Annotated in this window: 20 protein-coding genes and 1 other RNA gene; 15 read left to right on the forward strand and 6 right to left on the reverse strand. The window is 53.2% G+C overall.

Annotated elements, in window-relative coordinates; all coding sequences use genetic code 11:
- Positions 1-245 precede the first annotated feature (245 nt).
- Entirely contained in the window at positions 246-1,166 is a 921-nt protein-coding gene (gene speB / locus AB182_RS03695) for an agmatinase (protein ID WP_047368942.1), read from the forward strand.
- Between the two features lie 55 nt (positions 1,167-1,221).
- Here the strand turns inward: speB and loiP are convergent, their stop codons facing one another.
- Positions 1,222-1,980 carry a metalloprotease LoiP gene (gene loiP / locus AB182_RS03700; RefSeq protein WP_047368943.1) on the reverse strand — a complete coding sequence of 253 codons (759 nt, stop codon included), beginning with the start codon at positions 1,978-1,980 and terminating at the stop codon, positions 1,222-1,224.
- A 281-nt stretch (positions 1,981-2,261) separates the two neighbouring features.
- Here loiP and tkt point away from each other — a divergent pair, with 281 nt between their 5' ends.
- Complete coding sequence (gene tkt, locus AB182_RS03705) at positions 2,262-4,253, forward strand: transketolase (RefSeq protein WP_047368944.1); 1,992 nt, start codon at positions 2,262-2,264, stop codon at positions 4,251-4,253.
- A gap of 46 nt (positions 4,254-4,299) precedes the next feature.
- Here the strand turns inward: tkt and AB182_RS03710 are convergent, their stop codons facing one another.
- A complete protein-coding gene (locus AB182_RS03710) occupies positions 4,300-5,166 on the reverse strand; it encodes a prohibitin family protein (protein ID WP_047368945.1) in 867 nt (288 codons plus the stop codon).
- A gap of 360 nt (positions 5,167-5,526) precedes the next feature.
- On the opposite strand from AB182_RS03710, the gene epd reads away from it, so the two are divergent.
- From epd to AB182_RS03740, 6 genes are all read left to right on the forward strand, one after another.
- The gene (epd, locus tag AB182_RS03715) at positions 5,527-6,546 is read left to right on the forward strand and encodes an erythrose-4-phosphate dehydrogenase (protein ID WP_047368946.1); all 1,020 of its coding nucleotides are present in this window, start codon (positions 5,527-5,529) and stop codon (positions 6,544-6,546) included.
- 49 nt (positions 6,547-6,595) lie between these two features.
- Positions 6,596-7,759 carry a phosphoglycerate kinase gene (gene pgk / locus AB182_RS03720; protein ID WP_047368947.1) on the forward strand — a complete coding sequence of 388 codons (1,164 nt, stop codon included), beginning with the start codon at positions 6,596-6,598 and terminating at the stop codon, positions 7,757-7,759.
- A 98-nt stretch (positions 7,760-7,857) separates the two neighbouring features.
- Positions 7,858-8,937, forward strand: a complete 1,080-nt coding sequence (gene fbaA, locus AB182_RS03725) for a class II fructose-bisphosphate aldolase (RefSeq protein WP_047373168.1) — start codon at positions 7,858-7,860, stop codon at positions 8,935-8,937.
- Between the two features lie 186 nt (positions 8,938-9,123).
- Positions 9,124-9,984: a small-conductance mechanosensitive channel MscS gene (gene mscS, locus AB182_RS03730; RefSeq protein ID WP_047368948.1), complete on the forward strand. Its 861-nt coding sequence runs from the start codon at positions 9,124-9,126 to the stop codon at positions 9,982-9,984.
- A gap of 139 nt (positions 9,985-10,123) precedes the next feature.
- Positions 10,124-10,759, forward strand: coding sequence for an arginine exporter ArgO (gene argO, locus AB182_RS03735; RefSeq protein ID WP_047368949.1), 636 nt, complete (start codon positions 10,124-10,126; stop codon positions 10,757-10,759).
- Positions 10,760-10,853: 94 nt separating this feature from the next.
- Positions 10,854-11,588, forward strand: coding sequence for an oxidative stress defense protein (locus AB182_RS03740; protein WP_047373169.1), 735 nt, complete (start codon positions 10,854-10,856; stop codon positions 11,586-11,588).
- Positions 11,589-11,647: 59 nt separating this feature from the next.
- On the opposite strand, the gene argP is transcribed toward AB182_RS03740, so the two are convergent.
- Positions 11,648-12,541, reverse strand: coding sequence for a DNA-binding transcriptional regulator ArgP (gene argP, locus AB182_RS03745; RefSeq protein WP_047368950.1), 894 nt, complete (start codon positions 12,539-12,541; stop codon positions 11,648-11,650).
- A 174-nt stretch (positions 12,542-12,715) separates the two neighbouring features.
- Between argP and rpiA the strand changes: the two genes are divergently transcribed.
- Positions 12,716-13,375: a ribose-5-phosphate isomerase RpiA gene (gene rpiA / locus AB182_RS03750; protein ID WP_039077990.1), complete on the forward strand. Its 660-nt coding sequence runs from the start codon at positions 12,716-12,718 to the stop codon at positions 13,373-13,375.
- Between the two features lie 265 nt (positions 13,376-13,640).
- Complete coding sequence (gene serA, locus AB182_RS03755; protein WP_047368951.1) at positions 13,641-14,873, forward strand: phosphoglycerate dehydrogenase; 1,233 nt, start codon at positions 13,641-13,643, stop codon at positions 14,871-14,873.
- Between the two features lie 102 nt (positions 14,874-14,975).
- On the opposite strand, the gene AB182_RS03760 is transcribed toward serA, so the two are convergent.
- The 3 genes from AB182_RS03760 to zapA all read right to left on the reverse strand — a co-directional run bounded on the left by AB182_RS03760 (position 14,976) and on the right by zapA (position 16,146).
- Positions 14,976-15,572, reverse strand: a complete 597-nt coding sequence (locus tag AB182_RS03760; protein ID WP_047368952.1) for a 5-formyltetrahydrofolate cyclo-ligase — start codon at positions 15,570-15,572, stop codon at positions 14,976-14,978.
- 19 nt (positions 15,573-15,591) lie between these two features.
- Positions 15,592-15,775: non-coding RNA, 6S RNA (gene ssrS / locus AB182_RS30155), on the reverse strand.
- Positions 15,776-15,816: 41 nt separating this feature from the next.
- Positions 15,817-16,146 carry a cell division protein ZapA gene (gene zapA, locus AB182_RS03765; protein WP_039077987.1) on the reverse strand — a complete coding sequence of 110 codons (330 nt, stop codon included), beginning with the start codon at positions 16,144-16,146 and terminating at the stop codon, positions 15,817-15,819.
- A gap of 223 nt (positions 16,147-16,369) precedes the next feature.
- Here zapA and AB182_RS03770 point away from each other — a divergent pair, with 223 nt between their 5' ends.
- The 5 genes from AB182_RS03770 to gcvT all read left to right on the forward strand — a co-directional run bounded on the left by AB182_RS03770 (position 16,370) and on the right by gcvT (position 22,199).
- Positions 16,370-16,948, forward strand: coding sequence for a YecA/YgfB family protein (locus AB182_RS03770; protein ID WP_125123904.1), 579 nt, complete (start codon positions 16,370-16,372; stop codon positions 16,946-16,948).
- Positions 16,949-16,972: 24 nt separating this feature from the next.
- On the forward strand, positions 16,973-18,289 hold the full coding sequence (gene pepP / locus AB182_RS03775) for a Xaa-Pro aminopeptidase (RefSeq protein WP_047368953.1): 1,317 nt from the start codon (positions 16,973-16,975) through the stop codon (positions 18,287-18,289).
- On the forward strand, positions 18,286-19,464 hold the full coding sequence (gene ubiH, locus AB182_RS03780) for a 2-octaprenyl-6-methoxyphenyl hydroxylase (protein WP_047368954.1): 1,179 nt from the start codon (positions 18,286-18,288) through the stop codon (positions 19,462-19,464). Before pepP ends, ubiH begins: the two co-directional genes overlap by 4 nt.
- A gap of 16 nt (positions 19,465-19,480) precedes the next feature.
- The gene (gene ubiI / locus AB182_RS03785) at positions 19,481-20,683 is read left to right on the forward strand and encodes an FAD-dependent 2-octaprenylphenol hydroxylase (protein ID WP_047368955.1); all 1,203 of its coding nucleotides are present in this window, start codon (positions 19,481-19,483) and stop codon (positions 20,681-20,683) included.
- A 421-nt stretch (positions 20,684-21,104) separates the two neighbouring features.
- Positions 21,105-22,199, forward strand: a complete 1,095-nt coding sequence (gene gcvT / locus AB182_RS03790) for a glycine cleavage system aminomethyltransferase GcvT (protein WP_047368956.1) — start codon at positions 21,105-21,107, stop codon at positions 22,197-22,199.
- Positions 22,200-22,205 lie beyond the last annotated feature (6 nt).

Here is a 22,205-nt window from a genome sequence, read left to right on the forward strand (position 1 = left end):
ATTCGTTTAAATCGGTCAGTTTTTCATTTATAGAGTCCTGGAAAGAGCGGCAAACTTCCACCCTGTGCGGCGAATGCATTTCCGGGCGACGGTAATGAATTTGCCCCTGCGCCTTGCCACAAATAATCGCCTACCTGGAAAGACCTCCGATTTTTGCCGATAATTTTTTCTTATCGAATGTTCCTGCAAGGCAATAAGCAATTTATACCAGGAACATTATCACGACGATATCAGGAGGTCGCTTTATGAGCACTCTGGGACATCAGTATGATAATTCTCTCATCTCCAACGCCTTCGGTTTCTTACGCCTGCCTTTACATTTTCAGCCCTGGGATAGCGATGCAGAGTGGGTGATTACCGGCATTCCTTTTGATATGGCAACGTCGGGACGTCCCGGCAGCCGTCAGGGGCCGGGCGCTATCCGACAGATTTCCACGCATTTGGCCTGGGAGCACCAGCGCTTTCCGTGGCAGTTCGATATGCGCGAGCGCCTGCGCGTCGTGGACTGTGGCGATCTGGTGTATGCCTTTGGCGATGCCCGCGAAATGAGTGAGAGGTTACAGGCCCATGGCGAAAGATTGCTGTCAGCGGGCAAAAGACTTCTATCGTTTGGCGGTGACCATTACGTGACGCTGCCGCTGCTGCGCGCCTATGCCAAACATTTTGGCAAAATGGCACTGGTACACTTTGATGCCCATACTGACACCTATGCCAATGGCTGTGAATTTGACCACGGCACCATGTTCTACACGGCGCCGAAGGAGGGGCTTATTGACCCGGCGCATTCCGTGCAGATTGGCATCCGTACTGAATTTAACCATCGAGACGGTTTTACCGTGCTGGATGCTTGTCAGGTAAACGATCGCAGCGTTGAAGACATCCTCGCAGAAGTGAAAAAAACGGTTGGCGATCTGCCGGTCTATCTGACATTTGATATCGATTGTCTCGATCCCGCATTTGCCCCAGGCACCGGGACGCCGGTGATCGGCGGGCTGACATCCGATCGCGCGATTAAACTGGTGCGGGGACTCAAGGATCTGAATATCGTCGGGATGGACCTGGTCGAAGTCGCTCCGGCCTATGATCGGGCCGAGATCACCGCACTGGCAGCGGCAACGCTAGCGCTGGAGATGCTCTATATCCAGGCGGCGAAAAAAGAGCGGTGATGTAGTCTATGTAGCCCCGGTAAGCGAAGCGCCACCGGGGACATTATGTGTAAAATTACTTGATACCATCCGCAGCCAGGCGGTCACGGACATGTTGCGCACGTTCCGCCGAGGCCGGGTGATCGTCAAACATGGAACTCTGGCGACCTTCTTCGAGTTTGGCTAATTTTTCGAAGCTGGTGGCCAGCCCTATCGGGCTTATTCCACGTTTGCGCAACAGATCATAGGAATAATCGTCCGCTTCGGACTCCTGACGCTGCGAGAACTGTGAATTAACCAGTTTTTCGCCCAGCGCGCCCAACTGAGATTGCGACAGATTGCCCACTACGCCCCCCGCCGATGCGGCAGCGGCGCGTACGGCATTGGTGCCAAGCGCCACCTGCATGCCTTTCTTCACGTGGCCGAGCGCAACGTGGCCCATTTCATGGCCAATCACCGCCTCAACCTCGTTGTCATTCATCATGTCCATCAAACCGCTGTAAACGCGGATGCAGCCGTTAGCCATGGCGAAAGCGTTGACATCTTTTGCTACGTAAACCTTGTAGTTCACCGGCTGGCCGTTGATGTTGTCGCCCAGGGCGGCGGCAATTTTGCCAAGTCGCTGATTATACTGGCTGCCGGCCGGGGCTATCGTTGCTTTACTGTCCATCTGCTTACAGGCTTCGTCGCTCAGGCTTTTTACCTGAGCATCGCTGAGCGTGTAGGCCTGAAAAGCTTCTGCACCGGAGGTCAAAAAACCATTGGAATCCATATTCTGGCAGCCTGCCAACAGGGTTGCTGTCGTCAGAGCAAGCAAAGCCGGGCGAATTTTCATCTCTTATCTTCCACGCTGGTTAATTCATAATTCTGATAATGCGCCGCGCACAAACGAGCCGGTGCAGTTGCACAAGTATAAAGAATAGAACGATTACCGGGCGAGTCCATTGCGCAACGTGCAAGCAGCTTCCAGAGATTTCTTAATCCTCAAAAGGATGCTCCATGTACATGACTTCCCGCTTGGGTTACATTGTTGGCACTTTTTTCCGGCGTAGCCCATAACGCGCTGTAGTCAAGTCGTTCCGGGCATGGCCTTTAACAGTCCGATCTGGAGTCAAAATGTCCTCACGTAAAGAGCTTGCCAATGCCATTCGTGCGCTGAGCATGGACGCGGTACAGAAAGCCAAATCCGGTCACCCGGGTGCCCCGATGGGTATGGCTGACATCGCCGAAGTCCTGTGGCGTGATTTCCTGAACCATAACCCGCAGAACCCGGCATGGGCTGACCGCGACCGTTTCGTGCTGTCCAATGGTCACGGTTCAATGCTGATTTACAGCCTGCTGCACCTCACCGGTTACGATCTGCCGATTGACGAGCTGAAAAACTTCCGTCAACTGCACTCAAAAACGCCAGGTCACCCGGAAGTGGGCTACACCACAGGCGTGGAAACCACGACCGGCCCGTTAGGGCAGGGTATTGCGAATGCGGTCGGTATGGCGATTGCGGAGAAAACGCTGGCGGCGCAGTTCAACCGTCCGGGTCATGACATTGTTGATCACTTCACTTACGCCTTCATGGGTGACGGCTGCATGATGGAAGGTATCTCTCACGAGGTATGCTCCCTGGCCGGTACCCTGAAACTGGGCAAACTGGTCGCCTTCTACGACGACAACGGCATCTCCATCGACGGCCACGTTGAAGGCTGGTTCACCGATGACACCGCGGCACGCTTCGAAGCCTACGGCTGGCACGTGGTGCGTGGCGTTGATGGTCACAATGCGGACTCCATCAAACGTGCGGTAGAAGAAGCGCGTGCGGTCACCGACAAACCGTCCCTGCTGATGTGCAAAACCATCATCGGTTTCGGTTCGCCGAACAAAGCGGGTACACATGATTCCCACGGCGCCCCGCTGGGCGATGCGGAAATCGCGCTGACCCGCGAAGCGCTGGGCTGGAAACACCCGGCGTTTGAAATCCCGTCTGAAATTTATGCCCAGTGGGATGCGAAAGAAGCCGGCCAGGCGAAAGAGTCAGCCTGGAACGAGAAATTCGCGGCTTATGCCAAAGCCTTCCCGCAGGAAGCGGCTGAATTCACCCGTCGTATGAGCGGTGAACTGCCGTCTGATTTCGACGCGAAAGCGAATGAATTCATCGCGAAGCTGCAGGCTAACCCGTCCAAAATCGCCAGCCGTAAAGCGTCCCAGAATGCGATTGAAGCGTTCGGTCCGTTACTGCCTGAGTTCCTCGGCGGCTCCGCTGACCTGGCACCGTCTAACCTGACTATCTGGTCTGGTTCGAAAGCGATTAACGAAGATACTGCCGGTAACTACATTCACTATGGCGTGCGCGAGTTCGGTATGACCGCGATTGCCAACGGTATCTCCCTGCACGGTGGTTTCCTGCCGTACACCTCCACCTTCCTGATGTTTGTGGAATATGCCCGTAACGCGGTGCGTATGGCGGCCCTGATGAAACAGCGCCAGGTGATGGTCTACACCCACGACTCCATCGGTCTGGGTGAAGATGGTCCGACGCACCAGCCGGTAGAGCAGGTGGCTTCTCTGCGTGTGACTCCGAACATGAGCACCTGGCGTCCGTGTGACCAGGTGGAATCGGCGGTAGCGTGGAAATACGGCGTTGAGCGCGCCGACGGCCCGACTGCGCTGATTCTGTCCCGTCAGAACCTGGCACAGCAGGAGCGTACCGCTGAGCAATTGGCAAATGTGGCCCGTGGCGGTTACGTGCTGAAAGACAGCAACGGCCAGCCGGAGCTGATTTTCATCGCGACCGGTTCAGAAGTTGAGCTGGCGGTTGCCGCATGGGAAAAACTGACTGCCGAAGGTGTGAAAGCGCGCGTGGTGTCCATGCCGTCTACCGATGCGTTTGACAAGCAGGATGCGGCTTACCGTGAATCCGTACTGCCGAAAGCCGTTTCTGCGCGTGTTGCCATCGAAGCGGGTATCGCCGACTACTGGTTCAAATACGTGGGCCTGAACGGCGCGATTGTGGGCATGACCACTTTCGGTGAGTCTGCACCGGCAGAGCTGCTGTTTGAAGAGTTCGGCTTTACTGTCGACAATGTGGTCGCAAAAGCGAAAGCACTGCTGTAATTCGATACAGCGAATAACAAAGGGCCGCGTAAGCGGCCTTTTTGGTTTATTTCGTTGAGATAAACGGTACAGTGCCGCCAGGAATCATGGTTTCTGGTAATTTCCCATCCCAACGTTCTGCAGTGGTTAGATTGACCAGGCCTGGGTTATCACGCAATGCCGCACCGCGCAGGCGAATCGCCTCTGCTTCTGCTGCACCCCTCAGACGTATTGTTTCAGCTTCGGCTTTGGCGGCAGCCAGTTTACTTTCTGCTTGTGCCTGAGCTTGCGTCACTGCGATTTGCGCCTGAATTTTCTCTGTTTCCAGATTCTGTTTTCGCGTGGCAATCGCAACCTCTGCCTTCATGCGGTCTTCAATTGATTTCTCATAGGCATCTGAAAAATCTATATTTTCAATTTGAACACTGTCAATGGTAACAGGGCCAACAATGGCTTTACGCATTGCATTTTGTAAATCCTGGACCAGCCGGGTTCGGTCTTGTACGGCACTGATCGCGGTATATTGCCCAAATACATTTTCTAGCTGTGTGGGCAATTGACGAACAATGAGTCGCTCTTTTAACGCATCAATAGTGTTGTAAGAGGTGTAAACGGCCCCGGCTTCGGAAGGGGGAACATGGAAGCTAATGGACACTGTCATTTGGGCGGGTTGCTGATCGCGGCTATAGGCCTGAACGCCTTTGTAAACCAGAGCCTGATTACGGGTTGATATCTTTTCTACTCTCTCAATAAGTGGGAGTTTAAATCCCAGACCTGGTTCGGCAACTTTTACTATCTTGCCATAGCGTAACAAAATGCCTCGTTCACCTTCATTTACTGTGTAATAAGACAAAAAAAGGAGTACCAGAACGATCAATCCGAGTGCGGCAAAGCTAGCCATTTTATGCGGCGAGATAAGGGATGGAATTTTCATGTTTTTTATCCGTTAGTTAAACGCGCAAAAATGACATATCGGTCAACATGGAGCCATATGATTGGGGTAAATTCAGAATTTATTCGGGGATTTAGTGGGTGAACGATGGCTTTGGATAATTGAATACCTGTGCCGAATTATTCCTGCAAAAATGTGATGCACGTCAGATAAATGGTCGCCAGGGCTGGACATGGATTCCTTTTATTCTGCGTTTCGCTTATTCTAGCTGAAGCGTTTCAGTCGCTTAAATGTTCGACAATTAATCAATCAAACGCAGTTTGTGACAGGCGAGGTTCCTCTGTAAAGGTTGCTGCATTACTCTGTGAGCCACCTCAAATTGGGTAACCTTGCAGGAGATCTATGAGCGTACGCATAGCGATTAATGGCTTTGGTCGTATCGGGCGCAACGTGGTTCGTGCTTTGTATGAATCCGGGCGTCGGGCGGAAGTCACCGTGGTGGCAATCAATGAACTGGCAGATGCGGCAGGCATGGCCCATTTATTGAAATATGACACCAGCCACGGGCGTTTCGCGTGGGACGTACATCAGGAACGCGAGCAACTGTTTGTTGGCGATGATGCAATTCGCATTCTTCATCAACGCGATATCGCAGCCCTGCCATGGCGCGAACTGGGCGTTGATGTGGTGCTCGATTGTACCGGTGTTTTTGGCAGCCGCGCCGACGGCGAAGCACATCTGGCGGCGGGGGCGAAGAAAGTGCTGTTCTCGCATCCCGGCAGTAACGATCTTGACGCGACGGTCGTTTTTGGCGTCAATCAGGATGCCTTAAAGCCTGACGATCGTATTGTCTCTAACGCTTCCTGCACCACGAACTGCATTATTCCGATTATTAAGCTGCTTGATGACGCGTGGGGCATTGAATCGGGTACAGTCACCACGATCCACTCCGCGATGCACGATCAGCAGGTGATTGACGCCTATCATCCTGATTTACGCCGTACGCGTGCAGCCAGCCAGTCTATTATTCCTGTGGACACCAAACTGGCGGCGGGTATCACCCGTATTTTCCCGCAATTTCATGACCGGTTTGAGGCGATTGCGGTACGCGTACCGACCATAAATGTGACGGCCATTGACCTGAGCGTGACGGTGAAAAAACCGGTTAAAGCGTGTGAAGTCAATGAGTTGCTGCAAAAAGCAGCACAGGGAACATTTCATGGTATAGTTGACTATACGGAATTACCGTTGGTCTCGACAGATTTTAACCACGATCCGCACAGTGCCATTGTTGATGGTACGCAAACCCGGGTCAGTGGCGCGCACCTTATTAAAACCCTGGTATGGTGCGATAACGAATGGGGCTTTGCTAACCGAATGCTCGACACGACGTTAGAGATGGCCGCGAAAGGTTTCAGGTAGGGCGCACATTGCGTTCGCAAAACTTTATGAATCATTGAGAGGATTCACCATGTCTGTAATTAAGATGACCGATCTGGATTTGGCAGGTAAACGCGTTTTCATCCGTGCGGATCTGAACGTACCGGTTAAAGATGGCAAAGTGACCAGCGATGCGCGTATCCGTGCGTCTCTGCCGACCATCGAACTGGCGCTGAAACAAGGCGCGAAAGTGATGGTTACCTCCCATCTGGGTCGTCCGACCGAAGGCGAGTACAACGAAGAGTTCTCTCTGCTGCCGGTTGTTAATTACCTGAAAGACAAACTGTCCAACCCGGTACGTCTGGTAAAAGACTACCTGGATGGCGTTGAAGTTGCTGCAGGTGAACTGGTTGTTCTGGAAAACGTTCGCTTTAACAAAGGCGAGAAGAAAGACGACGAAGCACTGTCCAAAAAATATGCTGCTCTGTGCGACGTATTTGTAATGGACGCTTTCGGTACGGCTCACCGTGCACAGGCTTCAACCCACGGTATCGGCAAATTCGCTGACGTTGCGTGCGCAGGCCCGCTGCTGGCTGACGAACTGGAAGCGCTGGGTAAAGCGCTGAAAGAACCTGCTCGCCCGATGGTGGCTATCGTTGGTGGTTCTAAAGTTTCCACTAAACTGACCGTTCTGGACTCTCTGTCTAAAATCGCTGACCAGCTGATCGTTGGCGGCGGTATCGCCAACACCTTCGTGGCTGCTCAAGGCCACAATGTGGGTAAATCCCTGTACGAAGCTGACCTGGTTGACGAAGCAAAACGCCTGCTGGGTACCTGCGATATTCCGGTCCCGACAGATGTGCGTGTTGCTACTGAGTTCTCCGAAACCGCTACCGCAACCCTGAAATCTGTTTCTGATATCAAAGATGAAGAGCAGATTTTGGACCTGGGCGATGCTTCTGCACAGAAACTGGCCGAAATCCTGAAAAACGCGAAAACCATTCTGTGGAATGGCCCGGTTGGCGTGTTCGAATTCCCGAACTTCCGCAAAGGCACCGAAATCGTTGCTAATGCTATCGCAGACAGCGACGCGTTCTCCATCGCAGGCGGCGGCGACACTCTGGCGGCTATCGACCTGTTCGGTATCGCTGACAAAATCTCCTACATCTCCACGGGTGGCGGTGCGTTCCTCGAATTCGTGGAAGGTAAAGTGCTGCCGGCAGTCGCAATGCTCGAAGAGCGCGCTAAGAAGTAAGTATTCAAAGGGCAGGGAAACCTGTCCAATTTTCAGCGCGCGTAATGCTCGCGAACTTTTTTCCAACGGTCGAAGATACAGATACAGGACTCGAAAACATGTCTAAAATTTTTGATTTCGTAAAACCGGGCGTCATTACCGGTGATGACGTTCAGAAAGTGTTCCAGGTAGCAAAAGAAAACAACTTTGCGCTGCCAGCAGTTAACTGCGTGGGCACCGATTCCATTAACGCCGTTCTGGAAACCGCTGCGAAAGTGAAAGCGCCGGTTATCGTTCAGTTCTCCAACGGTGGTGCTGCATTCATCGCGGGTAAAGGCGTGAAAACTGATATTCCTCAGGGTGCTGCTATCCTGGGTGCTATCTCTGGCGCACATCACGTACATCAGATGGCAGAACACTACGGTGTTCCGGTCATTCTGCACACTGACCACTGCGCTAAGAAACTGCTGCCGTGGATCGACGGCCTGCTGGACGCGGGTGAAAAACACTTTGCTGCTACCGGCAAACCGCTGTTCTCTTCTCACATGATCGACCTGTCTGAAGAGTCCCTGGAAGAAAACATCGAGATCTGCTCCAAATATCTGGCGCGCATGTCCAAAATCGGCATGACACTGGAAATCGAACTGGGTTGCACCGGCGGTGAAGAAGATGGCGTGGACAACAGCCATATGGACGCTTCTGCACTGTACACTCAGCCGGAAGACGTTGATTACGCTTACACTAAACTGAACGCAATCAGCCCACGTTTCACCATCGCTGCTTCCTTCGGTAACGTGCATGGCGTGTACAAACCGGGTAACGTGAAACTGACCCCGACTATCCTGCGCGACTCTCAGGAATATGTTTCTAAGAAACATAACCTGCCGCACAACGCCCTGAACTTCGTTTTCCACGGCGGTTCCGGTTCTACTGCTCAGGAAATCAAAGACTCCGTAAGCTACGGCGTTATCAAAATGAACATCGATACCGACACCCAATGGGCGACCTGGGAAGGTATCCTGAACTACTACAAAACTAACGAAGCGTATCTGCAAGGTCAGCTGGGCAACCCGAAAGGCGAAGACCAGCCGAACAAGAAATACTACGATCCGCGCGTATGGCTGCGTGCAGCTCAGTCTTCTATGATCACGCGTCTGGAACAGGCTTTCAAAGAACTGAACGCGGTTGACGTTCTGTAATTTTTGCCTTGTTTCCTGAATCAGGCCCGCTTATGCGGGCCTTTTTTATTGCCGATTCAATAGCCTGCATAGACTATTAAATGTGATCAATTTGGCAAAATTGCCCCTTATTGTTTACCCTTTAGGTGTCTGTCCGTCACCGTCGGGAAGGCATTTTCCCGCACGGATCAACATAAGGAACAAAGAATGGAAGATCTTCACGTCGTCGACAGCATCAATAACGCAGGCTCCTGGCTGGTGACTAACCAGGCATTGCTGCTGAGTTACGCTGTTAACATCGTTGCCGCCATTGCCATCATCATCGTGGGTATGATTATTGCCCGCATGATTTCAAACACCGTGAACAAACTGATGCGGGCGCGGCACATTGATGCCACCGTTGCCGACTTTCTCTCCGCGCTTGTCCGTTATGGGATCATTGCCTTTACCCTGATAGCCGCACTGGGGCGCGTGGGCGTGCAAACCGCATCGGTCATTGCGGTACTCGGTGCCGCAGGTCTGGCAATCGGTCTGGCGCTACAAGGGTCACTCTCGAATCTGGCTGCCGGTGTTTTACTGGTGACCTTCCGCCCGTTCCGTTCCGGGGAATACGTCGACCTTGGCGGCGTGGCTGGTACTGTGCTGCAGGTGCAGATTTTCTCCACCACACTGCGTAGCGCCGATGGTCGTATCATTGTGGTGCCCAACGGAAAAATCATTGCCGGGAACATTATTAACTTTTCCCGCGAGCCGGTCCGCCGTAACGAATTTATCATTGGCGTTGCCTACGATTCTGATATCGATCTGGTCACCAAACTGCTGACTGATATCATTCAGGCTGATGACCGTATTCTGAAAGACCGGGAGATGACGGTGCGTCTGAATGAACTCGGGGCGTCATCCATCAACTTTGTAGTGCGCGTCTGGAGTAACAGTAGCGACCTGCAAAACGTCTACTGGGATGTTCTGGAAAAAGTGAAACGCAGCTTTGATGAGCACGGTATCAGTTTCCCTTACCCGCAAATGGATGTGAATTTCAAACAGGTGAAAGAGCCTGTCAAAGCGTAAATCATCAGGTCGGCGTTGCCGGCCTTTTTCTTGTCTTTTGGTATTAGCAATTCTTATTATTCATTAGAATATTCAATTTCCGCTAATGATTCTCGCGCGTTATAGTCTGCGTCCAGATAAAGTTGATTGAGAATCTATTGTGATAACCTATTATTTTCAAGGTCTTATATTGGGTGCGGCATTGATTTTACCCCTTGGTCCGCAGAATGCCTTCGTGATGAACCAGGGGATTCGTCGCCAGTACCACATCATGACGGCTTTTCTGTGTACGCTAAGTGACTTACTGTTGATTTGTGCCGGGGTGTTTGGCGGCAGCGCCTTGTTGATGCAATCTCCCTGGCTGCTGGGGCTGGTAACCTGGGGCGGCGTCGCCTTCCTGTTGTGGTATGGCTTTGGGGCGTTTAAAACGGCATTAAGCAACAATATTGAACTTACCACCGCAGAGGCAATGAAACAGGGGCGCTGGAAGATTATCGCGACCATGCTGGCGGTAACCTGGCTTAATCCTCATGTTTATCTGGACACTTTCGTGGTGCTCGGCAGTCTGGGCGGGCAACTGGATGCGGAGCCGAAGCGCTGGTTTGCGATGGGGACGGTGAGTGCTTCCATCATCTGGTTTTTTGGCCTGGCGCTTCTGGCCGCCTGGTTTGCGCCGCGTCTGCGTACCGTGAAAGCACAGCGCATTATCAATTTCCTTGTCGGGGCGGTGATGTGGATTATCGCGGCGCAACTGGCAAAAGATGGTGTTGCCCATATGCAGGCCTTGTTCAACTAAGGCTAGTCCGATGGACAAAGCCGAATCATCCGCTAAGCTTCTGCCTGGCGTGCCGTTTTCTTACGGACGTAATAAGCAACATGGAGGAGCAAACGTGAAATTCAAAGTGATGGCCCTGGCGGCATTAGTGGGACTGAGTGTCATGTCGGTACAGGCAAGTGAACTGCCTGATGGCCCGCACATTGTTACCTCGGGTACGTCGAGCGTGGACGCAGTGCCTGATATTGCTACCCTGGCGATTGAAGTGAATATCCAGGCGAAAGATGCCGCAACGGCGAAGAAACAGGCAGACGATCGCGTCGCCGAATATCTCTCATTCCTCGACAAGAATGGCGTCGGGAAGAAAGACATCAACTCCGCCAACTTGCGCACCCAGCCGGATTACGATTACCAAAACGGTAAAAGCGTGCTGAAAGGCTGGCGTGCCGTACGTACGGTTGAAGTGACGCTGCGCGATCTGGAGAAGCTCAATTCCCTGCTCGATGGTGCGCTAAAAGCTGGCCTGAATGAAATCCGCTCCGTTTCGCTGGGTGTTGCGCAACCGGATTCGTACAAGGATAAGGCGCGTAAAGCGGCCATTGATGATGCCGTTCATCAGGCGGAACAGCTGGCAGCAGGTTTCAATGCTAAGCTTGGCCCGGTATATAGTGTGCGTTACCACGTTTCCAATTATCAGCCGAGCCCGATGGTTCGCATGATGAAAGCGGATGCGGCACCCGTATCTGCACAGGAAACATACGAACAGCCGACCATTCAGTTTGCCGATCAGGTGGATGTTGTATTCCAGCTTGAGCCTGCTCAGGCTCAGCAGACGACGAAATCACAGTAAACTTTTTGCGCGCTGTAAAGCAGAGAAAAGAAAGGCCGGGTTATCCCGGCCTTTCTGTATTAATCCTGTCGCAATACCTTATGCCCATAAGCCAGCAGTGCGTCGGTGACGTTGCGCATCATGCGGCTTTCTGGCGCAAAGCGATGCCAGTACAGCATCCGGCGCTGGAACAGACCCGGCGTGAGGTCGATCAGTTCTCCGGCGTTCAACTCTCTTTCTATTTGCAGGTGCGGGATCATACAGCAGGTCGTTCCCTGCCTTGCCAGTTGCACAAACGCTTCCGACGAGTTAACGATATGACAGGGTACGCTACCTGGCGGCAGATCGAAGTTTTGCTGCAAGAAGGCCTGGTGCATATCGTCGAGATGATCAAACGCCACAGCAGGCGCTTTCAGTAATGCTGAACGTGTTACGCCATTCGGGAAGTAACGTTCAGCAAAAGCTTTTGAACCGACAAACAGGTAATCAAGCGCACCAAGCTGGTCAACGAGGCAGCTTGGCAGAGCCTGAGGCTGAATACTTACCGCGCCGACCACTTCACCACGACGCAGTCGCTCCTGGGTGCGGGTTTCATCTTCAACCTGTAAATTCAGGCGGATTGGCGAGTCGGCCAGCACTGGCGCAAGCGCAGGCAGCAGCCAGGTTGCCAGACTGTCGGCGTTCACCGCAAGTGACAGCAAAAGCGGGGTGGAGCCGGTTTGCTCATCACCCAGCCACTCTTCTTCCAGCAGTTCTACCTGGCGCAGCAACGCCAGCAATTTTTGCCCTTGTTCCGTTGGACGCGGTGGGACGGTACGTACCAGAAGGGGTTGGCCAAACATGTTTTCGAGCTGTTTAATACGCTGCGATACGGCGGACTGAGTGATACACAGCTTTTGCGCGGCGCGCTCAAACCCACGTTCCCGAATGACCGCATCGAGCGCCTGTAACGTTCTGTAGTCCGGACGTTTCATCTGACTGACATACTCCTGCAAAATAATTACTCAGCACTATGACATAATTTTTTGTGTCTTACAGACGAAAATGTACCTGCTGGTAATGTGACACAGCTCACAGGGACATTTCCCCCTTCCATGTTCTATAATGCGCTTCGAATTCCACACCATTCTCACCACAGGCGAACGACGATGACGCAGGACGAATTAAAAAAAGCAGTGGGTTGGGCAGCGCTCAAATATGTTGAACCGGGTACTATCGTAGGTGTTGGTACTGGTTCCACCGCTGCACACTTTATTGACGCGCTTGGTACCATGAAAGGTCAGATTGAAGGGGCGGTTTCCAGTTCCGACGCCTCGACAGAAAAACTGAAAGGCCTGGGTATCACCGTATTCGATCTGAACGAAGTCGACCGTCTGGGAATTTATGTAGATGGCGCGGATGAAATCAACGGTCAGATGCAGATGATCAAAGGCGGTGGCGCAGCGTTAACCCGCGAAAAAATCATTGCTTCGGTAGCCGATAAATTCATCTGTATCGCAGATGCATCCAAACAGGTCGAGATCCTGGGTAAATTTCCGTTGCCGGTAGAAGTGATCCCAATGGCACGCAGCGCCGTGGCACGTGAACTGGTGAAACTGGGCGGTCGTCCGGAATATCGCCAGAACGTGGTCACCGACAACGGCAACGTTATCCTCGACGTCTTTGGCCTGGAAATTATTGACCCTGTTGCGCTGGAAAACACCATTAACGGCATTCCGGGCGTGGTGACCGTGGGCTTGTTCGCCAACCGCGGTGCGGATGTGGCGTTGATTGGCAGCGCCGATGGCGTCAAAACCATCACAAAATGATCTGTATGGGGGATGCGTTCCCCCATTAAAAAAATCTCAAAGAGCAAATTTGGTGACATCTGTCACGCTTCTGAGTTCACCCTGATAATCCTCCCGCCCCTATAGCTATTTTCAGCATATTCATCTGCCATTTCTCGCTGTATGACATTCCTTCACAGTGGCGACGCAAACGTTCATATTGCTGCAATAGTTTTTTTTGATATGTTGACTACAGGGGATGAATATCCACACAACATCAGTTATGACAAAAAACAGGGTCGGGTAAATGGCAAAGGTATCACTGGAGAAAGACAAGATTAAATTTCTGCTCGTCGAAGGGGTGCATCAGAAAGCACTCGATAGCCTTCGTGCGGCAGGTTACACCAACATCGAGTATCACAAAGGCGCGCTCGACAGTGAGCAGCTCAAAGAGTCTATCCGTGATGCCCACTTCATTGGCATTCGATCCCGTACTAACCTGACCGAAGATGTTATTGCCGCAGCTGAGAAACTGGTAGCGATTGGTTGCTTCTGTATCGGTACCAACCAGGTCAATCTGGATGCGGCAGCACAACGCGGTATCCCGGTCTTTAACGCTCCGTTCTCTAACACGCGTTCCGTGGCGGAACTGGTGATTGGCGAGCTGTTACTGCTGATGCGCGGTATTCCGGAAGCGAACGCCAAAGCGCACCGCGGTATCTGGAACAAACTCGCCGTGGGCTCTTACGAAGCGCGCGGTAAAAAACTGGGCATTATTGGTTATGGCCACATCGGTACCCAGCTTGGCATTCTGGCCGAGTCACTCGGCATGCACGTTTATTTCTACGATATTGAAAGCAAATTGCCGCTGGGTAACGCGACCCAGGTTCAGCACCTGTCCGACCTGCTCAACATGAGCGATGTTGTCAGCCTGCACGTGCCGGAAAATGCTTCGACCAAAAATATGATGGGCGCGGAAGAGATGGCGCTGATGAAGCCAGGTGCGCTGCTGATCAACGCCGCACGTGGTACGGTGGTTGATATTCCGGCGTTGTGCGATGCGCTTAAGCGTAAACATCTGGCGGGTGCGGCAATTGACGTGTTCCCGACTGAGCCTGCAACGAACAGCGATCCGTTTAATTCACCGCTTTGTGAATTTGATAACGTGATTTTGACGCCGCATATTGGCGGTTCAACGCAGGAAGCGCAGGAAAACATTGGTCTGGAAGTCGCGGGTAAACTGATCAAGTACTCTGATAACGGCTCTACGCTCTCTGCCGTTAACTTCCCGGAAGTGTCGCTGCCGCTGCACGGCGGTCGTCGTCTGCTGCATATCCATGAAAACCGCCCAGGCGTACTGACCGCCATCAACCAGATCTTCGCTGGCGACGGCATCAACATTGCTGCTCAGTATCTGCAAACGACGCCGTATATGGGCTACGTGGTTATCGATATCGAAGCCGAAGAAGATGTGGCGCAAAAAGCGCTGCAGAGCATGAAAGCGATTCCGGGTACGATCCGCGCACGTCTGCTGTACTGATTCGGTGTAATGCCTGATGGCGCGATAAATGCAAAACGGCAACCTCAGGGTTGCCGTTTTTTCTGTGTTCTCCTTCGCCCACAGGGCGAAGGCCTCTTTCATTCACCAACTCCACAATGTCGATGGCGTCACCACCGCAGGTAGTGGAATATCCCACTCTTGCGCAGGAAGCACATCAACATGCTGACAATCATGCGCGTAACCAACGGGCTGCAGAGAATATCTCTGCCAGTTTTGCAATGTTCTGTCGTAAAAGCCGCCGCCCATCCCCAGCCGTTGTCCCTGGCTGTCAAAGGCAACCAGCGGGGTTATCAGGACATCTAACTGAGCAAGCGGTAACACATCGCGCACGTCGAGTTTCGGTTCCTGAATTTTCAGACGATTGATAACCAGCTCGCTATGTGGATGGTATTGCAAAAAAAGCAGGTTGCCAGCGCTGAACGGATGCAGTACCGGCAGATAAACGCGTTTGCCACTGCGCCAGAGTTGTTCGATAAGTGGTTGGGTATCCAGTTCACCATCGAAGGAGAGAAAAAGGGCGACGGTATGTGCCATCACGACCGGCGGGTAAGCCATCATGCGCGCTGCCGCTGCAACCGAAAACTGTTCCTGTTGCTCAGCGGTAAGGGCGCGACGACGCTGCCGTATGATTTTACGAATTTCCTGACGTGATGGGGGAAGCGCAGAAAGTTGTGTCATGGTACCAGGTAGAAAGAAGGGAATCTCCGAGATGCCGCCGCAGGCTGTAACCCTTGAACCCTTGGTTCAAGGTGAATGTGTCGTCATAGTTTTAAGGCTTCTCGGACGGACCGAGCATGCTCACCAACCATGGAGCGCCACATTCTTGTGGTATGAAATATCGGCTCAGGGGACTGGCCCGCTTGCGAACATCTCAGAGAAATTTTTTCTTCACGGTCACTCTACCATAGTTAACCTTGAAGTGTTATTCAAACTTCGGCCCCGGTCTTTCGGATATGCGACCCTGATCAAGCAATGCCTGTTCAATGGTCTGTTGTAACATCCGAATACGCTGTTCCATACTGGATGCGTAGTCACGGGTTTTTGCCTTTTCCTGAGTCAGTTCATAGCTGATATTCAGCGCTGCGATAAAGACTAACTGCTCAGTATTTGTGACTCTAGTGCGAACTTTCAGATCTTGCAACCGCTGATTCAGATCCTCCGCGGCCTGATTCAGAGCATCTCTCTGTTCAGGCGGGCAATTCACTCGCAGTGAACGGCCAAAAATTTGGATATCGACGGGTTGTGCAGACATGCCACCTTCCTGCTGTTTGACTGCGCTCTGCCTTCACACCCGAGTCCTGGCTGCGAAGGGGCGTCACTATAGCCACCCTGGTGAGAGGATTCAAGCTCTTTGCTATACCTTAATTCACTCATAGTGCATGCAAAGGCATGTAACGTGAAGCATGACGGGTATATCACCAGGGTCCAAAGTGGTAGCATACCATGAATATTCTCCCCAACGACGATGAATGCGCATGTCTATACAGAACGAAATACCTGGTTACAACGATGTAGGCCAGTTGCTCAATCAGCAAGGTGTTGGACTGATTCCTGCGGAAATGCACGGGCTTATCGCGGGGATGCTTTGTGGCGGGAACAACGACAGCTCCTGGCAGCCGCTGTTGCATGATTTGACCAACGAAGGGCTGGCATTTGGCCATGAGCTCGCACAGGCGTTGCGCAGCATGCATGCCGCCACCAGCGACTCACTGGAAGATGACGGTTTCCTTTTCCAGCTTTATCTGCCGACTGGCGATGACGTGAGCGTGTTTGATCGTGCCGATGCGCTGGCAGGCTGGGTTAACCACTTTCTGCTGGGGCTTGGTGTCACGCAGCCTAAACTCGACAAAGTAACCGGCGAAACCGGTGAAGCGATTGACGATCTGCGTAATATCGCCTTGCTCGGTTATGACGAAGATGAAGATCAGGAAGAGCTGGAGATGTCGCTCGAAGAGATCATCGAATATGTGCGCGTTGCGGCGCTGTTATGCCATGACACATTTACCCGCCCGCAGCCAACCGCGCCAGAAGTGCGTAAGCCAACCCTGCATTAATCTATTCCGCTCAGAGGAGGTGTCATGACACAGCTTGAGTTTCTCCGACGCCGTCAGGCGTTGCTGGCGCAAATGGCCCCAGCCAGCGCGGCGCTAATTTTCGCGGCGCCGGAGGTGACCCGCAGTGCCGATAGTGAATACCCGTATCGTCAGAACAGCGACTTTTGGTATTTCACCGGTTTTAATGAACCGGAAGCGGTACTGGTGCTGATTAAAAGTGATGATACCCATAATCACAGCGTCCTGTTTAACCGGATACGTGATAAAACGGCGGAAATCTGGTTTGGCCGTCGACTCGGGCAAGAGGCAGCGCCAGAAAAACTGGGTGTGGACAAAGCGCTGGCATTTCCGGAAATAGGCAAGCATCTTTATCAATTGCTCAACGGCCTGGACGCGGTCTATCACGCCCAGGGCGAATACGCCTATGCCGATGAGATTGTCTTTGCCGCCCTGGATAAACTGCGTAAAGGCTCTCGACAGAATCTCACTGCTCCGGCCACCGTGACCGACTGGCGACCTATCGTGCATGAAATGCGTCTGTTCAAGTCTGCCGAAGAAATCGACGTGATGCGTCGCGCCGGTGAGATTTCTGCGCTGGCACATACTCGTGCTATGCAAACCTGTAAACCCGGGATGTTTGAATACCAGCTTGAAGGCGAAATCCACCACGAGTTCAACCGTCACGGCGCCCGTTTCCCGTCCTATAACACTATCGTCGGTGCCGGGGAGAACGGCTGTATTTTGCATTACACCGAAAACGAAAGCGTGATGCGGGATGGTGATCTGGTGTTGATTGACGCTGGTTGCGAATACATGGGTTATGCCGGTGATATTACCCGCACTTTCCCGGTAAACGGCACATTCAGCCCGGCGCAGCGTGAAGTGTATGACATTGTCCTGGAATCCCTGGAAACGGCTCTGCGCCTGTTCCGACCCGGTACCTCGATTCAGGAAGTGAACGGTGAAGTGGTACGCATCATGGTGACCGGGCTGGTGAAACTGGGCATTCTTAAGGGCGAAGTTGAGATGTTGGTTGCCGAGAATGCGCATCGCCCCTTCTTTATGCATGGTCTGAGCCACTGGCTGGGGCTGGATGTCCATGATGTCGGCGTTTACGGTCAGGATCGTTCACGTATCCTTGAACCGGGAATGGTGTTGACCGTCGAGCCTGGTCTCTATATTGCCCCTGATGCGGATGTCCCTCAGGCGTATCGCGGCATCGGCATCCGTGTGGAAGATGATATTGTGATCACCGAAAACGGTAATGAAAACCTCACCGCCAGCGTCGTCAAAAAAGCCGACGATATTGAGGCGCTGATGGCAGCGGCACGTCGCTCATGAGTGTACTTATTGTTGGTGGCGGTATGGCGGGCGCGACGCTCGCACTGTCGATTTCGCATTTAACCGGTGGCCGTCTTCCTGTTCATTTGATTGAAGCGACCGAACCGAGTTCTCAAGACCATCCTGGCTTTGATGCGCGCGCTATCGCACTTGCGGCGGGCACATGCCAGCAGCTCGCGCGAGTGGGGATCTGGTCGCATATCGCCGAGAAAGCCACGCCGATCACCACCGTGCATGTCAGCGATCGCGGGCATGCCGGTTTTGTGACGCTTGATGCGGATGATTATCGCGTTGAGGCTCTCGGCCAGGTAGTGGAACTGCATGATGTCGGTACCCGTCTTTTCAGCCTTCTAAAAAAAGCGCCTGGCGTGACGCTCCACTGTCCGGCACGGGTGAGCTTCTTCTCCAGGGATGAGGACCGTGTGGCGGTCGCGCTGGAAAGCGGTGAGATGATTAACGGAACCTTGTTAGTCGCCGCTGATGGCTCCCGCTCTGCGCTGGGCGCGCAATGTGGCATCAGCTGGCAACAGGCTCCCTATCAGCAGGTCGCGGTGATTGCTAACGTAACGACCTCGCAGGCGCATCAGGGGCGCGCGTTTGAGCGTTTTACCGCTCACGGTCCGTTGGCAATGCTGCCGATGTCCCAGGGACGTTGCTCGCTGGTGTGGTGTCACCCGCTCGAAAAACAGGAGCAAATTCTGAGCTGGAGCGACGAGACGTTCTGCCATGAGTTGCAAAAAGCCTTTGGCTGGCGACTGGGCCGAATTGTGCAGGCGGGAGCACGTAACGCTTATCCGCTTTCGCTTTCCACCGCCTCTTCACCCATTTCACATCGCACTGTTCTGGTTGGTAATGCTGCGCAGACGCTCCACCCGATTGCCGGGCAGGGCTTTAACCTGGGGATGCGTGATGTGATGAGCCTGGCTGAAACGCTGGCTGATGCCTGGGCGCAGCAGCAGGATGTGGGCGGTTATCGCGTGTTGACGCGTTATCGCGATCGTCGCCATGATGATAAGTGCGCTACGATTGGCGTGACAGATGGGTTAGTGCATCTTTTTGCTAATCGCTGGGCGCCACTGGTGGTCGGGCGTAACGTCGGTTTGATGACAATGGAATTATTTACCCCGGCGCGTGATGCGCTGGCGCAGCGTACCCTTGGCTGGGTAGCGCGTTAAGGTCCAGGAGTTATTTGTGCAAAGTGTTGATGTGGCGATTGTAGGCGGCGGCATGGTGGGACTGGCGCTGGCCTGTGGATTACAGGGCAGTGGCCTGCGCGTGGCGGTGCTGGAGCAGCATGCGCCCGCCCTCCTGGAAGAGGATGCCCCTGCGCAACTGCGTGTTTCGGCGATCAATGCCGCAAGCGAAAAACTGCTGACGCGCCTTGGCGTCTGGTCGTCGATTGTTGCCCATCGCGCCAGCTGTTATCACGGCATGGAAGTGTGGTATAAAGACAGCTTTGGCCGGATTGCTTTTAACGATCAGAGCATGGGTTACAGCCATCTCGGTCATATTATTGAAAACAGCGTTATCCATCAGGCGTTGTGGAACAAAGCCCATCAGTGTTCGGATGTGTCAATCCTTGCGCCAGCGGAGCTGCAGCAGGTGGCCTGGGGTGAAAACGAAGCGTTTCTTACCCTCAAGGATGGCGGCATGCTTACCGCCCGACTGGTCGTCGGTGCTGATGGCGCCAACTCATGGTTACGCAACAAAGCCGATATCCCGCTGACCTTCTGGGACTACAACCATCATGCGCTGGTGGCGACTATCCGTACCGATGAGCCACATCAGGCTATCGCGCGGCAGGTTTTCCACGATGAAAGCATCCTTGCGTTTCTGCCGTTGGCCGACCCGCACTTGTGTTCCATTGTCTGGTCGTTGCCGCCTGAACGGGCAGAGCAAATGCAGCAGGCAGACGCAGAGGCATTCAATCAGGCGCTGTGCGTTGCGTTTGATAACCGCCTTGGGTTGTGCCGTGTGGAAAGCGAGCGGCAGGTTTATCCGCTGACCGGACGCTACGCGCGTCATTTTGCCGGGCATCGCCTGGCATTGATGGGCGACGCGGCGCACACCATTCATCCCCTTGCCGGGCAGGGCGTTAACCTGGGCTTTATGGATGCGGCCGAACTGGTGAGTGAACTCAAGCGGCTGCACGGTCAGGGCAAAGATATTGGTCAGCATATGTATCTGCGTCGTTACGAACGCAGCCGTAAACACAGTGCCGCACTGATGCTGGCCGGAATGCAGGGTTTCCGCGAATTGTTTTCCGGTACCCACCCGGCGAAAAAGCTGTTCCGTGACATTGGACTGAAACTGGCGGATACATTGCCAGGGGTTAAACCTCAGTTGCTTCGCCAGGCGATGGGGCTGAATGACCTCCCACAGTGGTTGCGTTAACTGCGTCACACTTTCCCTTCCCCCTGGCGGGAAGGGAGACCCTTCCTCATTTGAAAAATTCTAATTTCACCTCATTTTTCAGATTAGTTTTTCTCATCTCTTGTTTTTTCTCTGTCGGGAAAATTATCTCTTTTGTAGTGGTAAATATCGCTTAATGCGATAGTTTCCCGACTTGAGTGATTCTTCATGCGCCATTTTGCGCTCAATAATGGTTTAATATTCTGTAGGGGTTTTTGCTGAAAATGGTCATAAGCTAATGTGATGACCCATTTTCTCTTATGGTTAAGTGCCCCTTTCGGTGATAAGTTCAGGCGAAAGTGAACGTTTGCGTCGGCGACCGGGATCGGAGTCGGCGTCTTGTCATGCGGTGAATTTTTCGCCGCTGAAAACGTGAAAGCCCCGCTTACTCGACGAGGAAAAGATGGCCCAGCAAACTCCTTTGTATGAACAACACACGCTGTGCGGCGCACGCATGGTGGATTTCCATGGCTGGATGATGCCGTTGCATTACGGCTCGCAAATTGATGAACACCACGCGGTACGCACTGATGCGGGCATGTTTGATGTGTCGCACATGACCATTGTCGATTTACGCGGCAGCCGTACCCGGGAATTCTTGCGCTATCTGCTGGCAAATGACGTAGCGAAGCTCACCAAACCCGGCAAGGCGCTATACTCCGGAATGCTGAATGCGTCGGGTGGCGTCATTGATGACCTCATCGTCTACTACTTCACCGACGATTTCTTCCGCCTCGTTGTAAACTCCGCCACCCGCGAAAAAGACCTCTCCTGGATTACCCAACACGCTGAACCTTTTGCCATTGACATCACCGTTCGTGACGATCTGTCGTTGATTGCGGTTCAGGGGCCAAACGCGCAGGCCAAAGCCGCTACCCTTTTCACGGACGAACAGCGTCAGGCAGTAGAAGGCATGAAGCCGTTCTTTGGCGTTGAATCTGGTGATCTGTTTATCGCGACCACAGGCTATACCGGCGAAGCGGGTTATGAAATCGCGCTGCCGAACGAACAGGCTGCGGATTTCTGGCAAAAACTGGTGAAAGCAGGCGTCAGGCCTTGTGGCCTCGGCGCGCGCGATACGCTGCGTCTTGAAGCGGGCATGAACTTGTACGGTCAGGAGATGGATGAGGGCGTTTCGCCGCTCGCAGCCAATATGGGCTGGACCATTGCCTGGGAACCAGCGGAGCGTAATTTTATTGGCCGCGAAGCGCTCGAGTTACAGCGTGAGAAAGGTACCGAACACCTGGTCGGTCTGATCATGACAGAGAAAGGTGTGCTGCGTAACGAATTGCCGGTGCGGTTCACCGATGTCCACGGTAACGCGCAAGAAGGCGTGATCACCAGCGGCACTTTCTCCCCGACGCTGGGCTACAGTATTGCACTGGCGCGTGTGCCTGCGGGCATTGGCGATACGGCAATCGTTCAGATCCGTAACCGTGAAATGCCGGTAAAAGTGACGAAACCTATTTTTGTACGCGCTGGCAAAGCCGTCGCGTGATTCATT

The organism is Phytobacter ursingii, assembly GCF_001022135.1.
GTDB classification, from domain to species: domain Bacteria; phylum Pseudomonadota; class Gammaproteobacteria; order Enterobacterales; family Enterobacteriaceae; genus Phytobacter; species Phytobacter ursingii.

Bases quoted from the DNA above. Each gene is read 5' to 3' on its own strand.
- zapA (WP_039077987.1), bottom strand. From the start codon at position 16,146: ATGTCTGCACAACCCGTCGATATCCAAATTTTTGGCCGTTCACTGCGA.
- pgk (WP_047368947.1), top strand. From the start codon at position 6,596: ATGTCTGTAATTAAGATGACCGATCTGGATTTGGCAGGTAAACGCGTT.
- serA (WP_047368951.1), top strand. From the start codon at position 13,641: ATGGCAAAGGTATCACTGGAGAAAGACAAGATTAAATTTCTGCTCGTC.
- AB182_RS03710 (WP_047368945.1), bottom strand. From the start codon at position 5,166: ATGAAAATTCCATCCCTTATCTCGCCGCATAAAATGGCTAGCTTTGCC.
- AB182_RS03770 (WP_125123904.1), top strand. From the start codon at position 16,370: ATGTCTATACAGAACGAAATACCTGGTTACAACGATGTAGGCCAGTTG.
- tkt (WP_047368944.1), top strand. From the start codon at position 2,262: ATGTCCTCACGTAAAGAGCTTGCCAATGCCATTCGTGCGCTGAGCATG.
- epd (WP_047368946.1), top strand. From the start codon at position 5,527: ATGAGCGTACGCATAGCGATTAATGGCTTTGGTCGTATCGGGCGCAAC.
- argP (WP_047368950.1), bottom strand. From the start codon at position 12,541: ATGAAACGTCCGGACTACAGAACGTTACAGGCGCTCGATGCGGTCATT.
- ubiH (WP_047368954.1), top strand. From the start codon at position 18,286: ATGAGTGTACTTATTGTTGGTGGCGGTATGGCGGGCGCGACGCTCGCA.
- AB182_RS03760 (WP_047368952.1), bottom strand. From the start codon at position 15,572: ATGACACAACTTTCTGCGCTTCCCCCATCACGTCAGGAAATTCGTAAA.
- gcvT (WP_047368956.1), top strand. From the start codon at position 21,105: ATGGCCCAGCAAACTCCTTTGTATGAACAACACACGCTGTGCGGCGCA.
- fbaA (WP_047373168.1), top strand. From the start codon at position 7,858: ATGTCTAAAATTTTTGATTTCGTAAAACCGGGCGTCATTACCGGTGAT.
- mscS (WP_047368948.1), top strand. From the start codon at position 9,124: ATGGAAGATCTTCACGTCGTCGACAGCATCAATAACGCAGGCTCCTGG.
- pepP (WP_047368953.1), top strand. From the start codon at position 16,973: ATGACACAGCTTGAGTTTCTCCGACGCCGTCAGGCGTTGCTGGCGCAA.
- speB (WP_047368942.1), top strand. From the start codon at position 246: ATGAGCACTCTGGGACATCAGTATGATAATTCTCTCATCTCCAACGCC.
- loiP (WP_047368943.1), bottom strand. From the start codon at position 1,980: ATGAAAATTCGCCCGGCTTTGCTTGCTCTGACGACAGCAACCCTGTTG.
- rpiA (WP_039077990.1), top strand. From the start codon at position 12,716: ATGACGCAGGACGAATTAAAAAAAGCAGTGGGTTGGGCAGCGCTCAAA.